Source organism: Phycicoccus sp. DTK01, assembly GCF_017312765.1.
Classification (GTDB): Bacteria; Actinomycetota; Actinomycetes; order Actinomycetales; family Dermatophilaceae; genus Phycicoccus; species Phycicoccus jejuensis.
Window position 1 is genome coordinate 159,438 of the sequence record NZ_BOPU01000005.1, and the last position, 17,847, is coordinate 177,284.

The window sequence follows — 17,847 nt, forward strand, 5'->3', positions numbered from 1 at the left end:
CGGCGCCACACTGGGCGCGTGCCGTCCGCCGCCACCGTCCTCGCCTTCGCCCTCGCCTCGGTCGTCATCGTCGCGATCCCGGGTCCGTCGGTGCTCTTCACGATCGGCCGTGCCCTCTCGGCGGGGCGCCGAGCCGCGCTGCTCACGGTGCTGGGGAACGCGGGCGGCATCCTCACCCAGATCGTCGCGATCGCCGTCGGTCTCGGTCCCCTCGTCGCCTCGAGCGCGGCCCTCTACACCGGGCTGAAGCTCGTCGGCGCCGGCTACCTCGTGTACCTCGGCGTCCAGTCGGTCCGCCACCGCCGTGACCTCGCGGCGGCGCTGTCGTCCGGGCTGCCGGCCGCGCCGGCCTCGCACGCGGTCCGGGCGGGCTACGTCGTCGGCGTCACCAACCCGAAGTCGCTCGTGTTCTTCATGGCGCTGCTGCCGCAGTTCGTCGACCGCACGGGCCCGGTCGCGCTCCAGCTCCTCGTCCTCGGCGCCGTCTTCGCGGTCGTCGCGCTGGCGGGGGACGGCGCGGTGGCGCTCGCCGCGTCGCGGTTCCGCGAGTGGTTCGCGTCGTCCCCGCGCCGGATGGAGCGGGTCGGTGGCGTCGGCGGGCTCATGATGGTCGGCCTCGGCACCGGCCTGCTCGTCACCGGCCGTCCCGACTGAGTCGGCGGCCGGGCGGCGCTCAGGTGGCCGGCGGCGCCTCGGGCAGGGGGTCGTCGTGCTCCCCGGCGTGCATCGCCCGGTCGACCCGCAGGACGACGACGGCGCCCAGCACCGCGGCCACGCCCCAGCCGAGCGCGGCGACGTTCTCCCACCAGAGCAGCGGCCGCAGCCGCTCGATGCCGGCGAGGACGGTCTCCTCGCTCGTGCCCATCTGGGCTGCGACGCCCTCCTCCGCCACCCTGGTGGCGGCCGCGACGGTGCGCGCGAGGACGAGGGTGACCCACCAGACGGTGATGACCCACGGCCCCGGCGAGCGCGGGACCCGGTCGCCGAGGCCGCGCCACAGGTCCCGGACGAGGCCGTGCGGTCGCACGAGGTTGAGGAAGGGCACGAACCACACGCCGACCGTCCACCCGCGCGAGAACCGCAGCGCGCCCGGGTCGACCCGGTCCGAGCCGTAGGCGCTGTGCAGCCACGCGACGAAGAGCGCCGCGGTCACGAGGGAGGCGAGCGCCGACCCCACCTGGAAGAGGAGACCGGCCGACTCGAGGAGCTCGCCCTCCCCGGTGAGGATCGAGGAGGGGTCGTCGACCCAGCGGCCGAAGAGGGCCCAGGCCCAGATGTTCATCCCGATGAGCGCGACGGCGCTCACCACGTGCAGGGCGAAGAGCGCGAGCAGCGCGTAGCCGAGGGTGCGGAAGCCGCCTCCCCGGCGCTCCTTCTCGAGGAAGAGCGGCCCGTCGACGACCCGGGGCGTCCAGGCCCGGCCGTCCCACCAGCGGTGGCGCGCGGCGTCGGCGGGGTCGCGGTGCCATCCCGGGAGGGGAGCACGGCCCGACGCCTGCTGCGCCCGGGCGGCCCCCGACCCGCGCGCCATCCACGAGTCGGTCCAGCCGGTGCCGTCCCACTTGCGCAGCCGGCTCGCGTCCTCCGGGTCGTCGTACCACCCCGCGGGCGCGCCCGCCATCACCTGTCCCCCAGTGCTCATGCGCAGAGTGTGGCGGCAACCGGTTCGCGGCACATCCCGATTCGGTGAGGTTGTGGACAACCCGGCCGGGCGAGGTGGCCCGGCGCCGGGAAACACGGAGGAGGCGCCCCCGACCGCGTCGTTAGACTCGCCGACGTGATCGACATCAGGCTGCTCCGGGAGGACCCCGACACGGTGCGCGCGAGCCAGCGCGCCCGCGGTGAGGACGACGGCGTCGTCGACGCCGTGCTCGCCGCCGACGAGCGCCGCCGCTCCTCGCTCACCGCCTACGAGCGGCTGCGCGCCGAGCAGAAGTCGATGGGCAAGGACGTCGCCCGCGCCCAGGGCGCCGAGAAGCAGGCGCTCCTGGCCCGCACCAAGGAGATCGCCGCCGAGGTCAAGGCGCTCTCGGCCGCGGCCGACGACGCCCAGACCGAGCTCGACGCGCTGATGCGGACGATGGGCAACGTCGTCGAGCCCGAGGTGCCGGCCGGCGGCGAGGACGACTACGTCGTGCTCGAGGAGGTCGGGACCCCGCGCGACTTCGCGGCCGAGGGCTTCGAGCCGAAGGACCACCTCGCGCTCGCCGAGGGCCTCGACGCGCTCGACATGGAGCGTGGCGCCAAGGTCGCCGGCTCGCGCTTCTACTTCCTCAAGGGCGTCGGCGCGCGGCTCGAGATGGGCCTGCTGCACCTCGCGATGCAGAAGGCGATCGGGCTCGGCTTCGTCCCCCTCATCACCCCGACGCTCGTCAAGCCCGAGGTGATGGCCGGCGCCGGCTTCCTCGACCACCACGCCGACGAGGTCTACCGGCTCGAGGCCGACGACCTCTACCTGACCGGAACCTCGGAGGTCGCGCTCGCGGGCTTCCACGCCGACGAGGTCGTCGACCTGTCGGCCGGGCCGGTCCGCTACGCCGGGCAGTCGACCTGCTACCGCCGCGAGGCCGGCTCGTACGGCAAGGACACCCGCGGCATCATCCGTGTGCACCAGTTCAACAAGATCGAGATGTTCGTCTACTGCCGTCCCGAGGACGCCGCCGCTGAGCACGAGCGCCTGCTCGCCCTCGAGAAGGAGATGCTCGCGCTCGTCGAGGTGCCCTACCGGGTCATCGACACCGCCGCCGGCGACCTCGGTGGGCCGGCCGCGCGCAAGTTCGACTGCGAGGGTTGGGTGCCCACGCAGGGCCGCTACCGCGAGCTGACCTCGACCTCGAACTGCACGACCTTCCAGGCGCGCCGCCTCAACACCCGCTTCCGGGGCGAGGCGGGCAACGAGGTGGCGGCCACGCTCAACGGCACGCTCGCCACGACGCGCTGGCTCGTCGCCATCCTCGAGAACCACCAGCAGGCCGACGGGTCGGTCGTCGTCCCCGAGGCGCTGCGGCCGGTCGTCGGCCTCGACGTCCTGACGCCCGTCCGCTGACCCGCCCCGCCCCGGCCACCCCGGCCGGTCAGGCCGGGAGGTCCGGGTTCCTGCCGAACCGCCGGATCTCGTGCGGCCAGCCGCAGGCCGCGGAGATGCGGGCGCCCCACTCCCGGGCGGCCGCGTCGTCGGGCACGTCGACGACCGCGAACCCGCCGAGGAACTCCTGCGTCTCGACGTAGGGGCCGTCGGTGACGACCACCTCGTCGCCGACCGTCGGGTCGACGGAGTAGACCGGGGCGTCCTCCTCGAGTCCGCCCGCGAAGACGTAGACGCCGGCGGCGCGCATCTCGTCGACGACGGCCAGCGCGAGGGGGGCCCTCGACGCGAACCACTCGGCGGGGTGCTCCCCGACCCACTGCTGGTTGAAGTACAGGAGGTACTCGGCCATCACTCGTCCTTCCGTCACGGCGGCCCGCCCGTCGAGCCGTCCCACGTCCCGATGACGAGCGAGCCGCGCCGGGATCGACACGCTAGCGGCCCGATCCCGTGGACGGCGGCGACGGCGTCAGCGCACGGGCAGCCCGGCGGCGGCGAAGGCCCGCCGCGCGATGTCGCGCAGGACCTCCTGCTTGCGGGCGTTGTACTGCATCGCGTGCTCACCGGCCCCGACCGCGGCGTCGGACGCCTCGCGCTTGACGGCGGCGTAGCGGTCGCGGTCGTCGTCGTGCGCGCGCAGCCAGTCGCGGAAGACGCGGTCGCGCCACGGGCCGGCGCTGTCGGGCCCGAACACGTGGAGGTTGGCCGCCGGGTCGGCGTGCCGCAATAGGCGGTGGCCGTCCCACCACGGCTCACGTACCCAGAGGACGAAGCCGGCCGCCTCCAGCGCGGGGACGTAGTGATCCTCGTCGTCGGGGTCCGCGACGACGAGGTCGAGGTCGATGACGGGCTTGGCGGGCAGGCCGGGGACCGATGTCGAGCCGATGTGGTCCAGCTGCAGGACCCGGGGCCCGAGCGCGTCGCGGACGAGGCCGTCGAGCCGCTCGAACGACACCGGCCAAGCCGGATCCGGGTCGACGACGGCGACCATCGGGGACGGCCCTCCGGCGACCCACGGGGAGGCGCCGGGGGGCGGGGTGTCGTCGGGGAAGGACGCGATCTCCTCGGCGGTGGCCACCGTCGCACCCTAGTCCGGTGGGCCGAGGTCGGCTCCCCCTCGCGGGGGAGGCCGCACACCGCGGCCCGACCTAGGCTGGTCGCCATGCCCAGCCCCGTGCGCCCCGCGCAGCCCGCGCGACCCGTCCTCGCCCGCGTCGCCGGGTGGTTCGGGGCCGACGAGACGTGGCAGCGGCCGCGACCGCCCGTCGGCCGCGCCGACGTCGCCTGGGCGGTCGCCATCGGGGTCTTCGGCCTCGTCGCGCTCGAGCTCGTCCGCAGCGTCGGCGTGCTCCGTGAGACCGGCGCCCCGTGGTGGGTGCAGTGGCTCGCCGTCGCCACCGGCGCCGGGCTGCTCGTCGGCCGGCGGCGCTGGCCGGTCACCGTCGCCGCGCTCGCCGCCGTCCACATGATCGTCGTCGGCGTGACGATGCCGATGGTCATGGGCCAGTTCACGATGCAGGTCATCTACTTCGTCGCCCTCATGTCGGGGGTGGCGTGGGCGCGCGACCGGCGCTGGATGCTCGTCGTCGTCGGGGTCATCGTCGTCGTGATGTTCACGTGGATCGCGCTGCAGTTCGCCCTCGGCAACGCGGCGCAGGACTACGTCGACGAGGCCACCGCGGGCGAGCGCTACGGGGTCCTCGGGCAGATCCCCGCGGCGGTCCTGCTCACCCTCGTCATCAACGTCGTGTACTTCGGTGGGGCGGTCGTCATCGGCCAGCTGCAGTGGCGCTCGGCGCGCGACCGCGCGGTGCTCGAGCGGCAGGCGGCCACCATCACGGCCCAGACCGAGGCGCTGCGCCAGCGCGCCGTCACCGAGGAGCGGCTGCGCATCGCGCGCGAGCTGCACGACGTCGTCGCCCACCACGTGTCGGTCATCGGCATCCAGGCCGCGGCCGCCCGGCGGGTCATGGACCGCGACCCGGAGGCCACGCGGACGGCGCTCGCCGGCATCGAGGGGTCCTCGCGGGAGGCGGTGACGTCGATGCGCGGCCTCCTCGGCACGCTGCGCGAGGTCGAGCGGCCGGGCGCCGCGTCGGACGCCGCCGCCCCCGGGCGCGCGCCCCAGCCGGGCCTCGCCCAGCTGCCCGACCTCGTCGCGGCCTGCACGACCCCGGGTCGCCGCGTAGCGCTCGACGTCGTCGAGGCCCGGCCCGGGGCCGCGTCCCGGCTCGGCACGCCGCTGGCCCACTCCATCCACCGCACGGTGCAGGAGGCGCTGACCAACGTCGAGAAGCACTCGACGGCCACGCGCGTCTCGGTCGTCGTCCGGCTCGACGACGTCGCGGGGTTCGCCGAGGTCGAGGTCGTCGACGACGGCCGCCCGCGTGCCGGCACCTCCGGCAGCGGCCTCGGTCAGCTGGGCATCCGCGAGCGGACGGCCTCGCACCGCGGCACCGTCGAGATCGGCCCGCGGCCGACGGGCGGCTACCGGGTCCGGGCCCGCTACCCGTGGCGCGAGGCGGCGCCCGGCGTCCCCGACAGCCCGGACGGCCTGCCCGACGCCGAGGTGGTGGAGCAGTGAGCGGCGAGACCGGCCCGACGGACGCGACCGACGCCGCCGCACCGCTGCGGGTGCTCCTCGTCGACGACCACGCGATGGTCCGCTCGGGCTTCACGATGATGCTCTCGGTCGAGGACGACCTCGAGGTCGTCGGCCAGGCCGCGAACGGGGCCGAGGCCGTCGTCGTCGCCCGCGAGACCAGGCCCGACGTCGTCCTCATGGACGTGCAGATGCCCGTGCTCGACGGCATCGAGGCGACGCGGCGGATCGTCGCCGAGGACCTCGGCCGGGTCGTCGTCCTCACGACGTTCGACCGCGACGACTACCTCTTCGACGCGCTCGACGCCGGGGCCAGCGGCTTCCTCCTCAAGAACGCCGAGCCCGAGCAGCTCGTCGAGGCCGTCCGTATCGTCGGCTCCGGCTCGGGCATCCTCGCGCCGGAGGTGACGCGCCGGGTCATCGAGCGGATGACGAGCGAGCGCCCGGCCCCGCGCCGCCCCGACCCGCCGGGCCTGGACCGGCTGACCGAGCGCGAGCGCGAGGTGCTCGTCCTCGTCGGGCGCGGCCTGTCGAACGGCGAGATCGCGCGCACGCTCTTCCTCGGGGAGGCGACGGTCAAGACGCACGTGTCGAACTGCCTCGCCAAGCTCCAGCTGCGCGACCGCGTGCAGGCCGTCGTCCTCGCGCACGAGGCGGGCCTCATCACCCCGGCGGAGGGCTGAACCCACCCACGGGGGGATCCGCCGACGGCCGCGGGCGCCTAGCGTCGGAGGCATGTTGGAGATCAAGGGACTCACCCGGCGCTTCGGTGACACGACCGCCGTCGACGGCGTCAGCTTCGACGTCCGCGACGGCATCCTCACCGGCTTCGTCGGCGGCAACGGGGCGGGCAAGACGACGACCATGCGGATGGTCATGGGCGTCCTCGGCATCGACGGGGGGGAGGTGCGCTGGCGCGGCCGTCCGGTGACCGCGCAGGACCAGCGGCGCTTCGGGTACATGCCGGAGGAGCGCGGCCTCTACCCCAAGCAGCGCGTCCTCGACCAGCTCGTCTACCTCGCCCAGCTCAAGGGGATGGAGGCCGCGGTGGCGCGCGGCGCGGCGCAGGAGCACCTCGAGCGGTTTGGGCTCGACGGCCGTGCGGGCGACCGGCTCCAGGAGCTGAGCCTCGGCAACCAGCAGAAGGTGCAGGTCGTCGCCGCGCTGCTCCACCGGCCGACGGCGCTCATCCTCGACGAGCCGTTCTCCGGCCTCGACCCGACGGCCGTCGACTCGATGGCCGACATGCTGCGTGAGCACGCGAGCACCGGTGTGCCGGTGCTGTTCTCGAGCCACCAGCTCGACCTCGTCGAGCGCCTCTGCGACCGCCTCGTCATCCTCTCGCGGGGGCGTGTCGTCGCCTCGGGGGGCGCCGACGAGCTGCGCTCGCGCGGTCCCGTCCGCTACCGACTGAGCCTCGACCGCGACGCCGGCTGGGTGCGCGAGGTGCGCGGCATCCACGTCGTCGACGTCGACGGCCGCACCGCCCTCGTCGAGGTCCTCGAGGAGGGCGCCGAGCAGGCCGTGCTGCGCGAGGCCGCCGGGCGCGGCGCCGTCCACGAGTTCGCCCCCGTCCGACCGGCCCTGGCCGACATCTACCGAGAGGTGGCCGCCTGATGACCACGACGCTGACGCCCCCGCAGACCTCCGTCACCGACGAGCCGGTCGCCGGCCGCGCGGCGTGGACGCTCGTCGCCCGCCGCGAGGTCGTCGTCAAGCTGACCGACCGCGCGTTCGTCATCGGCACCGTCGTGACCCTCGTGCTCATCGCCGCGTTCATGGGCTGGCAGGCCTGGAGCGCCGAGCGCACGAGCACCTACACGGTCGCCGCGACGAGCGCCGACCGGGCGATGGCCGACCGGCTCGCGTCGTCCGCGACCGGCATCGACGACAAGGTGGAGGTGGGCGTCGACCCCGTGGCCGACGACGCCGCCGCCCGCGCGCTCGTGACGTCCGGTGACGCCGACGCCTGGCTGCACCGCGTCGACGGCGGGTGGGTGCTGACCTCCGACACCGAGTCGCAGGACGACCTGACCCGGGTCACGCAGGAGGTCGTCCGGCAGGCGACGCTCGAGCAGCAGGCCGGCGAGCTCGGGACGAGCGTCGAGCGGCTCGAGGCCGGCAGCCGGGTCACGACGACGCTGCTCACCGGCGACGCCGAGAAGGCCGGCCTCGCGCAGGGCGTGGCGTTCGCGTTCGCCTTCCTCTTCTACATCGCGACGCTGACCTTCGGCATCACGCTGGCCAACAGCGTCGTCGAGGAGAAGCAGTCGCGCATCGTCGAGATCATCGCGACCTCGATCCCGGTGCGGCAGCTGCTCATCGGCAAGATCGTCGGCAACAGCGTGCTGGCCATCGCCCAGATGGTCCTCTACGCCGGGGTCGGGCTCGTCGGGCTGTCGCTCACGCCGTACGCGTCCCTCGTGACGGCGGTCAGCGGGCCGGTCGTGTGGTTCCTCGTGTTCTTCGTCGCCGGCTTCGTCGCCCTCGCCGCGCTGTGGGCCGTCGCCGGGGCCCTCGCCTCGCGGACCGAGGAGGTCCAGAGCACCGCGACCCCGCTGACGATGCTCGTCATGGCGGTGTTCTTCGGGTCGCTCTTCCTCGACGGGTCGGCGAAGGTCGTGGCCTCGTACGTGCCGCCGTTCTCGGCCGTGCTCATGCCGACGCGGGTCCTCGAGGGGACGGCGCAGTGGTGGGAGGCCGTCGTCGCCCTCGCCGTGCTCGTGGCAGCGGCGGTGCTCGTCCTCCGGGTGGCCGAGCGCCTCTACCGGCGGGCGCTGCTCCAGACGAGCGGCAAGCTCTCGATGAAGCAGGCCTGGGTGGCCCCCGAGTAGGCGCCCCACCCGTCGAGTGAACAGAACACGCCGTCCGTGGTCCGCCGCGCACGGCGTGTTCTGTTCACTCGACGGGGTCACTGCCGGGGGAGGGCGCCTGCGCGGTCCCGATGGCGGGGAAGGTTGACGGCGGCACAGCGAGTGACGCTAAGGTGAGGCTCACCTAAGTAAGGCAAGCCTCACCCCGACTGGAGTCCATCGTGCCCTCGCGTCGCCGGCTGCTCACCGCCGCCCCCCTCGCCGCAGCCGCCCTCGTCCTCGCCGCCTGCTCGACCGGCCCGACCGGGGCCTCGACCCCGAGCGCGTCGACCGCCGCCACCGCCGACGCGGCCGCCTTCCCCGTGACGATCGAGCACGCCTACGGCTCGACGACGGTGACCCGGGCCCCCACGCGCATCGCGACCGTCGGATGGGCCGACGCCGACACCCTCGCCGCGCTCGGCATCGTCCCGGTCGGCGCCCCGAAGATCACGTGGGGAGGCAACGACGCCGGCTCGACCGACTGGTTCGACGAGCAGGTCGAGGAGATCGGCGCCGACACCTCCGGGATGACCCGCTACGACGACTCCGCCGGCATCCCGTTCGACGACATCGCGGCCACCACCCCGGACCTCATCCTCGGCCTCAGCTCCGGTGTGTCGCAGGAGGACTACGACAAGCTCTCGAAGATCGCCCCGACCGTGCCCTGGACCGAGAAGGCGTGGGGGACCCCGTGGCAGGACCAGGTGGCGGCGATCGGTCAGGCGGTCGGCAAGCCGTCGGAGGCGGCCGCGCTGACCGCGAGCACCGAGAAGACCATCGCCGACGCCGTCGCCGCCAACCCCGAGATCAAGGGCAAGACCGCCGCCTGGGCCTGGTTCACGCCCACCGACCTCAGCACGATCGGCCTCTACACGACCTCCGACCTGCGCCCGCAGATGCTGCGCGAGTTCGGGTTCGCCGACTCCCCGACGGTCGCCGAGCTGAGCGCGAAGGACCCGTCCGCGTTCACCGCCAACCTCAGCGCCGAGAAGGCGTCGAGCCTGCAGGCCGACGTCGTCGTCTTCTACGCCGAGCAGGGCGCCGGCGCCGAGGAGCTGCGCAAGAACGCGCTCATCGGCCGCATCCCGGCGCTCGAGGACGGCCACTACGTGGCGAGCGCCGACAACGAGGTCGCCCTGTCGATGTCGCTGCCCAGCCCGCTGTCGGTCCGCACGGCCGTCGAGGACTTCCTGCCCAAGCTCGTCTCCGCGGTCAAGGGCGAGCCGTCCGCGTGACCACCACCGCCGCGCCGCCGACCCGGCCCGCCCCCGCAGGGGGGTCGCGGGGCGGGTCGGCACGCGTCGCGCTCCCGTGGGCCCTGGCGGGGTCGGCGCTCGTCGTCCTCGCGGCGGTGGCGGCCTCGCTCCTCCTCGGGGTGCAGCACCTCGCGCCCGGTGCCGTCCTCGACGCACTGACGGGGGGTGGCGCCGATCCCGAGACGGCTGCGATCGTCTCCTCCCGCGTCTCCCGCACCGTCATCGGCCTCGTCGTCGGCGCGGCCGTGGCGCTGTCGGGAGTCGTCCTCCAGGGCCTGAGCCGCAACCCGATCGCCGAGCCCGGCATCCTCGGCCTCAACTCCGGGGCCGCGCTGGCGGTCGTCCTCGGCATCCGCTTCCTCGGGCTCGACTCCGTCGGCGGCTACGTCGTCGCCGCGATCGTCGGCACCCTCGCCGTCGCCGTGCTCGTGCAGTCGCTCACGCTCATGGCGCCACGGGCCAGCGCCCCGGTCTCGATGGCGCTCGCCGGCGCGGCGGTGATGGCCCTGGCGCAGAGCCTCATCGGCGCCGTGCTCGTCACCGACCGCGGCTCGCTCGACAGCTTCCGGTTCTGGCAGGTCGGGTCGGTCGCCGGCCGGGACGCCGGCCAGGTGCTCGACGTCCTGCCGTTCCTCCTCGTCGGCGCCGCGCTCGCCCTGACCTCCGGGCCGACCCTCGACGCCGTCGCGCTCGGCGACGACCTCGCCCGCGGCCTCGGCCAGAACGTCGTGCTGCACCGCGGGCTCGCCGCGGCCGGCGCCGTGCTGCTCGCCGCCACGGCCACGGCCCTCGCCGGGCCCATCGCCTTCGTCGGGCTCGTCGTGCCCCACCTGGTGCGCGTCCTCGTCGGCGTCGGGCACCGTCGCGTCCTCCTCGTCTCGGCCCTGCTCGGCCCGGCCTTCGTCGTCCTCGCCGACGTCGTGGGGCGCCTCGTGGCCCCGCCGTCGGAGGTGCAGGTCGGCATCGTCTGCGCGGTGCTCGGCGCGCCCGTCCTCGTCCTCGTCGTCCGCCGCGTCAAGGGGCTCTGATGTCGACCGCCTTGCGAGAGAACGAGGTCCGCGACTCCTCCGCGACCGCCGACGCCCTGGCCCGGGCACGGCGCGGCCCGCGGCGTCGTCGCCGCCTCGTGGTGGGCGTCCTCCTGCTGCTCGTCGTCGCCCTCGTCCTCGTCCGCGCGCTGCTCGGCGACTACCGCGTGTCGCTCGTCGACGCCGTGCGCATCATCGGCGGCGAGCAGGTCCCCGGGGCGTCCTTCGTCCTCCTCGAGTCCACGCTGCCCCGCGCCCTCATGGCGGTGCTCGCCGGCGCCGCCTTCGGGGCCGCCGGGGCCGCGTTCCAGACGATGCTGCGCAACCCGCTGGCCAGCCCGGACGTCCTCGGCATCACCCTCGGTGCCAGCGCGGGCGCGGTGCTCGTCGTCGTCGCCTTCGGGGTGCGCGGCACCCCGGTCACGCTCGCGGCCCTCGCCGGGTCGGTCCTCGCGGCGGTGCTCATCCTGTCCCAGGCCGGGGGCCGCGGCGGAGCCACCGGCCGGATGGTCCTCGTCGGCGTCGCCCTCGCGGCGGGCCTGTCGGCGCTCGTGCACTGGCTCCTCGTGCGGGCCAGCATCTACCGGGCGCAGGACGCCCTGGTCTGGCTCAGCGGCAGCCTCAACACCGTCACGTGGACCGACATCCTGCGCCTGCTCGCCGTCGACGCCGTGCTTCTGCCCCTGCTGCTCGTCGCCACCGGGCGGCTGCCGGTGCTCGGGCTCGGCGACGACCTCGCCGCCGCCCTCGGGGTGCGCGTCGCCCGCCTGCGCGTCGGCGTCACCGTCCTCGTCGTCGGTCTCGTGGCGGCGGCCACGGCGGTCGTCGGGCCGGTCGCGTTCGTCGGGTTCCTCAGCGGCCCGATCGCCCGCCGGCTCGTCCCCGGTCGGCCGTCCGTCGGCGTCGCCGCCCTCGTCGGCGCCGTCGTCGTCGTCGCGGCCGACTACGCCGCCGCCTACGCCGTGCCGGGCACCGCGCTCCCGGTCGGCCTGGTCACCGGTCTGCTCGGTGCCCCCGTCCTGCTCTGGATGCTCCGCTCCCGTCCCACGTCCCAGGAGGGCCGATGACCGTGACCGAGACCGCACCCCGCGTGCCCCAGCACCCGGCGGAGGCGCCGGCCGGATCCCGCCTCGCCGCCCGCGACCTGCGGCTGGCCTACGACGACCGGGTGGTCGTCGACGGCGTGACCCTCGTCGTGCCGACCGGCCGGACCACGGCCGTCGTCGGCCCGAACGGCTGCGGCAAGTCGACGCTCCTGCGCGGGCTCGGCCGCCTGCTGCGGCCGCGCGGCGGCCAGGTGCTCCTCGACGGCGACGAGATCGGGTCGCTGCCGACGCGCGAGGTCGCGCGCCGGCTGGGGTTGCTGCCGCAGCAGCCGATCGTCCCCGAGGGGGTCAGCGTCCTCGAGCTCGTCGAGCGCGGACGGCATCCGCACCACGGGCTCTTCCGCACCTGGGGTCGCGACGACGAGGTCGCGGTGGCCGACGCCCTCGAGCGCACCGACCTCGTGCACCTCGCCGGCGTGCCCGTCGACAGCCTGAGCGGCGGCCAGCGGCAGCGGGTCTGGCTCGCGATGGTGCTGGCCCAGCGCACGCCGGTGCTCCTCCTCGACGAGCCCACGTCCTTCCTCGACATCGCCCACCAGCTCGACGTCCTCGATCTCGTGCGCCGACTGTGCGACGACGACGGCACGACCGTCGTCATGGTGCTGCACGACCTCGCGATGGCCGCGCGCTACGCCGACCACCTCGTCGCGATGCGCGACGGCCGGGTCGTCGCCGAGGGCACGCCGCACGAGGTCGTGACCCCCGAGGTCGTCGAGGCCGTCTTCGGGGTGTCCGCGCGGGTCATCGAGGACCCCGAGACCGGGACGCCGGTGGTCCTGCCGCGCCGGAGGGTGTCGTGAGCGCCGTGGCCCGCGAGCGCCGCACCGACGCCTCGACCGGCATCGTGCGCGCCGACTTCCCGCAGTACGCGGCGACCGTCGCCGAGGTGCACGACCTCGGGGCCGGGATGCGCCGGCTCGTCTGCGAGGCACCGGGACTGCGCGACTTCGTGCCGTGCGGCCCGGACGAGTACGTCGGCCTGCTCATGCCGCCGGCGGGCGCCCCGCTCGTCCTGCCCGACCCCGAGCCGGTCAACGTGCGCGTGACGGTGGCCGCGCTGCCGCCCGCCTGGCGGCCGGCGCTGCGCTGGTACACGGTCCGCGAGCACGACCCCGTCCGCGGGCGGGTCGACATCGACGTCGTGACGCACGGCGACAGCGGCCCCGGCTCGTCGTGGGTCTCGCGCGCCCGGCCCGGCGACGCCGTCGGCATCCGGGCGAGCGGGGCGCTCTACCGCGGGTTCGAGGCCGGCGGCCGTCAGGTGCTCGTCGCCGACGAGACCGCGGTGCCGTCGGTCGCGGCGATCCTCGACGCGTGGGGCGGCGCCGACGACGCCCGCGACCACGGGGTCGAGGTGCACGTCGAGGTCGCCGACCCGCGGGTGCTCGACGCCTACGACCTCGGCGACGCCCGTGTCCACGTGCGCCGGGGTCGCCCCGGGAGCGCCGTGCTGCCGGCCCTCGACGCCGAGCTCGCCCGGCGCCCCGGCCCGGTCGCCTACGGCTGGGCGTGCGGTGAGGCCTCGCTCGCCGCCGGCGCCCGACGCGTCCTCGTCGGTCACGGCACCGACCGGCGCGACGTCTTCTTCTGCGCCTACTGGAAGCTCGGCCGCCCCCGCCCCTGACTGAGAAGCCCGCACGTGCGGGGTTACTGCTGTCAGAACAGGGCCCCGGGCTCGACAAGCCCGCACGTGCGGGGTCGTCGGGATCGGCCGGCGGGCTCGACAAGCCCGCACGTGCGGGGTCGTCGCCGGTCCGTGACGTGGACACCCGGCGTTCACCCCGCCTCGGTAGCGTGGGCAGTGATGAGAACTCCACACCTCGTGTGCCTCGACATCGACGGCACGACGGTCGACCACGACGGCCGTCTCCACGACCCCGTCCGCAGCGCCGTCCGCGCCGTCCTCGACGCCGGCCACCACGTGACGATGGCCACCGGCCGCGGCGTCCTCGGCACGCTGCCGGTCCTCGACCAGCTCGGCCTCGTCGACGGGTACGCCGTCTGCGCCAACGGCGCGATCACCCTGCGCCTCGACACCGCCCTCCCCGACGGCTACGAGGTCCTCGAGGCGGTGACCTTCGACCCCGCCCCCGCCCTGCGCGTCCTGCGCGAGGAGTTCCCCAGCGCGCTCGTCGCGGTCGAGGAGCTCGGCGTCGGCTTCAAGGTCTCCGCCCCGTTCCCCGACGGCGAGCTCGACGGCACGCCCCAGGTCGTCCCCTTCGAGGAGCTGATGGCCCACCCGGTGACGCGCCTGACCATCCGCGATCCCGAGAGCTCGAGCGAGGAGTTCCTCGCCGGCACCGAGCGCATCGGCCTGCACGGCGTCGAGTACGCCGTCGGGTGGAGCGCCTGGCTCGACATCACGCCGGAGGGCGTGTCCAAGGCTGCCGCGCTCGAGGTGGTCCGGCGTCGCCTCGGCGTCGAGCCCGGCGCCACCGTGGCCGTCGGCGACCAGCGCAACGACCTCGAGATGCTGCGCTGGGCGGCCCGCGGGGTCGCGATGGACAACGCGCCCGACGAGGTCAAGGAGGCGGCCGACGAGGTGACCGGCCACGTCGACGAGCACGGCCTCGTGGCGGTCCTCGACTCGCTCCGCTGACATCCGCGGGGGCGGATCTCGACGCCGCCTCCTCGGGGGTGGCAGGGTGGCCTGCCATGAGCAGCGCCGACGTCTCCCGTGTCACCCGTGAGGCCAACGAGAGTCCTGTCGTCGAGTGGGGCGCACGGGTCGGGTACGGCGTCCTCGGGGTGCTCCACCTCGTCATCGCCTACCTGGCCGTCAAGATCGCCTGGGGCATCGGCAGCTCGGGTTCGCAGAGCGCGGACCAGTCCGGTGCCCTGTCGGCCGTCGCCGGCTCGACGACCGGCCCGTTCCTCCTCTGGGTCGCCGTCGTCGGCTTCGCCCTCCTCGGGCTCTGGAACCTCACCGAGGGCGCGATCAGCCACGGCGAGGTGACCGACCGGCTCAAGCTCGCCGCCAAGGGCGTCATGTACCTGTTCTTCGCCTGGACGGCGTTCAAGGTCGTCGCGCTCGGGTCGAACGGCTCGAGCGAGAAGGACACCGAGGACGCCACCCAGGCGCTCATGGGCAGCCCCGCCGGCCAGGTCCTCGTCGGGGCGCTCGGTCTCGTCGTCCTCGGCATCGCCGGGTACCACGTCTACAAGGGCTGGAAGAAGAAGTTCCTCGGCGACCTCACCGAGCACCCCGGGGACTGGGCCGTGCAGGCCGGTCGCGCGGGCTACGTCGCGAAGGGCGTGGCGCTCGTCGTCGTCGGCGTGTTCTTCCTCGTCGCCGCGGTCCAGCACGACGCCGACAAGGCGCAGGGCCTCGACGGGGCACTGAAGTCCCTCAAGGACATGACGGGCGGCTCGGTCGTCCTCACCGTCGTCGCGCTGGGCATCGCCGCGTACGGCGTCTACTCCTTCGCCCGGGCGCGCTACGCGCGGCTCTGAGCCGCCCGGTCGCCCGACCCGTCCGTCGACGCGCCGGTGTCCCGGCGCAGGTAGCCCCACGCCAGCAGCGCGCACGCGATGCCGTTGGCCAGCCCGACGAGGATGTCGGTCACGTGGTGCGCGCCCCGGTAGAGGCGCGCGAACGACACCGCGAACGGCACGAGGACGCACACCGCGATGACCGCCCGGCGCACGGCGAGGTTCGGGATGCGGGTGGCCATGAGGACGAACGAGACGTACAGCGCGGTCGACGCGCCGACGTGACCGCTCGGGTAGCTCGACGTCGGCGGCGTGGGGTCGAGGCGCTCGACCGTGGGGCGGGGTCGCCCGACGACGGCCGTCGCGATGACGAAGATCGTCGCCTGCAGCGAGATCGCGAGCAGTGGGACGACGGCGAACCACCACTGCCGGGTGCGCCAGAGGACGACGAGGGCCACGAGCACGGCGACGGCGATGACGTACTCGGTGTTGCCGATCATCGACATGACCTTGGTGATGCTCTCGCCGAGCGGGGTGCGCCGGTCCTGGAACCAGCGGCTCACCGCGTTCTCGGCCTCGAAGTCGCGCAGCGGGCCCATGATGACCAGCCCGATGGCGACGATGACGGCGAAGACGCCGACGCCGGGGAGGACGGCGCGGACGGCCGCGTCGCGCAGGGCCGAGCCGAACGAGGGGCGGGAGGTGTCGTCGTCCCAGCGGGTGAGGAAGGACATCAGGACTCCTGGCGAGAGGCGGAACGGTCGGAGGCGACGTCGGTGTCGGCCGGGTGGCGCGTGGTGTCGGGGTCGCGGGCGTCGTCGGGGTCGCGCGGGTTCCAGCCGGTGTAGCCCGCGTACGAGGCGAGGACGAGGCCGGTGCCGGTGAGGACGCCGACGGTCACGTCGCTCGGGTAGTGCACGCCGAGGAACATCCGGTCCAGCGCCGTGACGACGACGACGGCCGCGCCGAGGACGACGGCGACCGTGCGGGCGGCCCGGGTCCTCAGCAGCGGCCACACCAGGATGAGCAGGACCGCCACCCACGCCGCCGAGTTGACGGCATGCCCCGACGGGAAGGAGTACCCCGGTGCCTCGGAGACCGGGTCCTCGACGACGGGCCGGGCGCGCTGGAAGACGTACTTGGCGACGAGGCCGACGAACCACGAGAGCATGAGCGTCGCGAACGCCCACCAGGCCCGCGTCCGCATCCCCTTGCGCAGCCAGACCCAGAGGCAGACGAGGGTGCCGACGACGTGCAGGTTGACGGGCTGGCTCACGGCCTGCCACACGATGAACGCCTCGCGCAGACCCGGGTGGGCGCGGGTGACGTCGGTGAGGTGCCGGATGACGTCGTCGTCGAGGCTGATGAGCGGGTCCCAGCGGCTGCGGACGAGGAACCCGACCCCGAAGAGCACGAGCCCGGTGACCAGCGCGTAGAGGGCGGCCCGCCCGAGGCGGCGGGTGCGCGTGCGGGACGGGGCCGCCTCGTCGGTGCTGGTCATCCGGCATGTCTACCGCACCCGGGGCGGGCCGCGGTGGGCGCGGGCCCCTCCGCCCCGTGGGATGCTGGGCGCGCCATGGCCGAGCTCCACGTCACCTCCGCGACCAACCCGCGCCTCAAGGCCGTCGCCGCGCTCCGGCGCCGCCGGGCCCGCGAGGCCGAGGGGCTGACCGTCGTCGACGGCTACGACGAGCTGCTGCTCGCCGTCGACGCCGGGGTGCGGCCGCGCACGCTCCTCTACTGCCCCGAGCTGATGCTCGACGCCGACGCGCAGCTGGGGCTCGTCGAGCGGGTCCGCGACCTCGGGGCGAGCACGATCCGCTGCGGGCGCGCCGCCTTCGAGAAGGTCGCCTACCGCGAGGGGCCGGACGGCTTCATCGCCGTCGTCCCGGTCGCCGGCACGCCGCTGCGGGCGCTCGACCTGCCCGAGGACCCGCTCGTCGTCGTCCTCGAGGGCCTCGAGAAGCCGGGCAACCTCGGCTCGGTCCTGCGCAGCGCCGACGCCGCCGGGGTCGCGGCGGTCGTCGCCGCCGACCCGGTCACCGACTGGGGCAACCCCAACGTCGTGCGCGCGAGCAAGGGCACGGTCTTCTCGGTGCCGGTCGCCTCCGCCCCGCTGCCCGAGGTGCTCGCCTGGCTCGCCGACCGGGGCATCCGGCTCGTCGCGACGACCCCCGACACCGAGATGCTCCACACCGACTGCGACCTGAGCGGCGGGGTCGCCGTGGCCGTCGGCACCGAGAAGACGGGCCTGACCGACGCGGCGCTCGCGGCCGCCGACGCGCGCGTGCGCATCCCGATGGCGGGGACGGTCAACTCGCTCAACGCCGGCGTCTCCGCCGCGGTCGTGCTCTACGAGGCGGTGCGTCAGCGCCAGGGCTGAGTCGCCGTTCGGCCGACGCCGCGACGGCGGAACGGCCCGACGTCGCCGTCGGGTCGTGACCGGGGCCCGCCCGCGAACCTAGGGTCGGTAGGGCGGGGAC

General features: G+C 74.7%; 19 protein-coding genes. 14 read left to right on the top strand and 5 right to left on the bottom strand.

Annotated features, from left to right (window positions below; translation table 11 throughout):
- Positions 1-18 precede the first annotated feature (18 nt).
- Positions 19-654 (top strand): LysE family translocator, encoded by a 636-nt coding sequence (locus J3473_RS12635; RefSeq protein WP_242525846.1) that lies wholly within the window; start codon positions 19-21, stop codon positions 652-654.
- A 19-nt stretch (positions 655-673) separates the two neighbouring features.
- Here J3473_RS12635 and J3473_RS12640 read toward each other — a convergent pair whose 3' ends face one another.
- Positions 674-1,642: a DUF4328 domain-containing protein gene (locus J3473_RS12640; RefSeq protein ID WP_207023941.1), complete on the bottom strand. Its 969-nt coding sequence runs from the start codon at positions 1,640-1,642 to the stop codon at positions 674-676.
- Between the two features lie 135 nt (positions 1,643-1,777).
- On the opposite strand from J3473_RS12640, the gene serS reads away from it, so the two are divergent.
- Complete coding sequence (gene serS, locus J3473_RS12645; protein WP_207023943.1) at positions 1,778-3,046, top strand: serine--tRNA ligase; 1,269 nt, start codon at positions 1,778-1,780, stop codon at positions 3,044-3,046.
- A gap of 28 nt (positions 3,047-3,074) precedes the next feature.
- On the opposite strand, the gene J3473_RS12650 is transcribed toward serS, so the two are convergent.
- Both J3473_RS12650 and J3473_RS12655 read right to left on the bottom strand, forming a co-directional pair.
- On the bottom strand, positions 3,075-3,437 hold the full coding sequence (locus J3473_RS12650; RefSeq protein ID WP_207023945.1) for a YciI family protein: 363 nt from the start codon (positions 3,435-3,437) through the stop codon (positions 3,075-3,077).
- 117 nt (positions 3,438-3,554) lie between these two features.
- Positions 3,555-4,163 carry a GrpB family protein gene (locus J3473_RS12655; RefSeq protein ID WP_242525847.1) on the bottom strand — a complete coding sequence of 203 codons (609 nt, stop codon included), beginning with the start codon at positions 4,161-4,163 and terminating at the stop codon, positions 3,555-3,557.
- A gap of 84 nt (positions 4,164-4,247) precedes the next feature.
- Between J3473_RS12655 and J3473_RS12660 the strand changes: the two genes are divergently transcribed.
- The 11 genes from J3473_RS12660 (at position 4,248) to J3473_RS12710 (ending at position 15,385) form a co-directional block, all read left to right on the top strand.
- Positions 4,248-5,669: a sensor histidine kinase gene (locus J3473_RS12660; RefSeq protein ID WP_207023947.1), complete on the top strand. Its 1,422-nt coding sequence runs from the start codon at positions 4,248-4,250 to the stop codon at positions 5,667-5,669.
- A complete protein-coding gene (locus J3473_RS12665) occupies positions 5,666-6,370 on the top strand; it encodes a response regulator transcription factor (protein ID WP_256437947.1) in 705 nt (234 codons plus the stop codon). Before J3473_RS12660 ends, J3473_RS12665 begins: the two co-directional genes overlap by 4 nt.
- A gap of 52 nt (positions 6,371-6,422) precedes the next feature.
- Complete coding sequence (locus J3473_RS12670; protein WP_030527104.1) at positions 6,423-7,304, top strand: ABC transporter ATP-binding protein; 882 nt, start codon at positions 6,423-6,425, stop codon at positions 7,302-7,304.
- Complete coding sequence (locus J3473_RS12675; protein ID WP_207023949.1) at positions 7,304-8,521, top strand: ABC transporter permease; 1,218 nt, start codon at positions 7,304-7,306, stop codon at positions 8,519-8,521. The genes J3473_RS12670 and J3473_RS12675 overlap by 1 nt, the downstream gene beginning before the upstream one ends.
- A 200-nt stretch (positions 8,522-8,721) precedes the next feature.
- Complete coding sequence (locus J3473_RS12680; protein ID WP_207023951.1) at positions 8,722-9,777, top strand: ABC transporter substrate-binding protein; 1,056 nt, start codon at positions 8,722-8,724, stop codon at positions 9,775-9,777.
- A complete protein-coding gene (locus J3473_RS12685; RefSeq protein ID WP_207023953.1) occupies positions 9,774-10,826 on the top strand; it encodes an iron ABC transporter permease in 1,053 nt (350 codons plus the stop codon). The genes J3473_RS12680 and J3473_RS12685 overlap by 4 nt, the downstream gene beginning before the upstream one ends.
- Entirely contained in the window at positions 10,826-11,893 is a 1,068-nt protein-coding gene (locus tag J3473_RS12690) for an iron chelate uptake ABC transporter family permease subunit (protein ID WP_207023955.1), read from the top strand. The genes J3473_RS12685 and J3473_RS12690 overlap by 1 nt, the downstream gene beginning before the upstream one ends.
- Positions 11,890-12,732, top strand: coding sequence for an ABC transporter ATP-binding protein (locus J3473_RS12695; protein WP_207023957.1), 843 nt, complete (start codon positions 11,890-11,892; stop codon positions 12,730-12,732). Before J3473_RS12690 ends, J3473_RS12695 begins: the two co-directional genes overlap by 4 nt.
- Positions 12,729-13,556 carry a siderophore-interacting protein gene (locus tag J3473_RS12700; protein WP_207023959.1) on the top strand — a complete coding sequence of 276 codons (828 nt, stop codon included), beginning with the start codon at positions 12,729-12,731 and terminating at the stop codon, positions 13,554-13,556. Before J3473_RS12695 ends, J3473_RS12700 begins: the two co-directional genes overlap by 4 nt.
- A 180-nt stretch (positions 13,557-13,736) precedes the next feature.
- A complete protein-coding gene (locus J3473_RS12705; protein ID WP_207023960.1) occupies positions 13,737-14,531 on the top strand; it encodes an HAD family hydrolase in 795 nt (264 codons plus the stop codon).
- A 56-nt stretch (positions 14,532-14,587) separates the two neighbouring features.
- Complete coding sequence (locus tag J3473_RS12710) at positions 14,588-15,385, top strand: DUF1206 domain-containing protein (RefSeq protein WP_207023962.1); 798 nt, start codon at positions 14,588-14,590, stop codon at positions 15,383-15,385.
- Here the strand turns inward: J3473_RS12710 and J3473_RS12715 are convergent.
- Together J3473_RS12715 and J3473_RS12720 are read right to left on the bottom strand one after the other, a co-directional pair.
- The gene (locus J3473_RS12715; RefSeq protein ID WP_207023964.1) at positions 15,370-16,098 is read right to left on the bottom strand and encodes a phosphatase PAP2 family protein; all 729 of its coding nucleotides are present in this window, start codon (positions 16,096-16,098) and stop codon (positions 15,370-15,372) included. The genes J3473_RS12710 and J3473_RS12715 overlap by 16 nt on opposite strands.
- Complete coding sequence (locus J3473_RS12720) at positions 16,098-16,865, bottom strand: phosphatase PAP2 family protein (protein ID WP_207023966.1); 768 nt, start codon at positions 16,863-16,865, stop codon at positions 16,098-16,100. Before J3473_RS12720 ends, J3473_RS12715 begins: the two co-directional genes overlap by 1 nt.
- Positions 16,866-16,940: 75 nt before the next feature.
- On the opposite strand from J3473_RS12720, the gene J3473_RS12725 reads away from it, so the two are divergent.
- Positions 16,941-17,747 (top strand): TrmH family RNA methyltransferase, encoded by an 807-nt coding sequence (locus J3473_RS12725; protein ID WP_207023968.1) that lies wholly within the window; start codon positions 16,941-16,943, stop codon positions 17,745-17,747.
- The last annotated feature ends 100 nt before the right edge of the window (positions 17,748-17,847 follow it).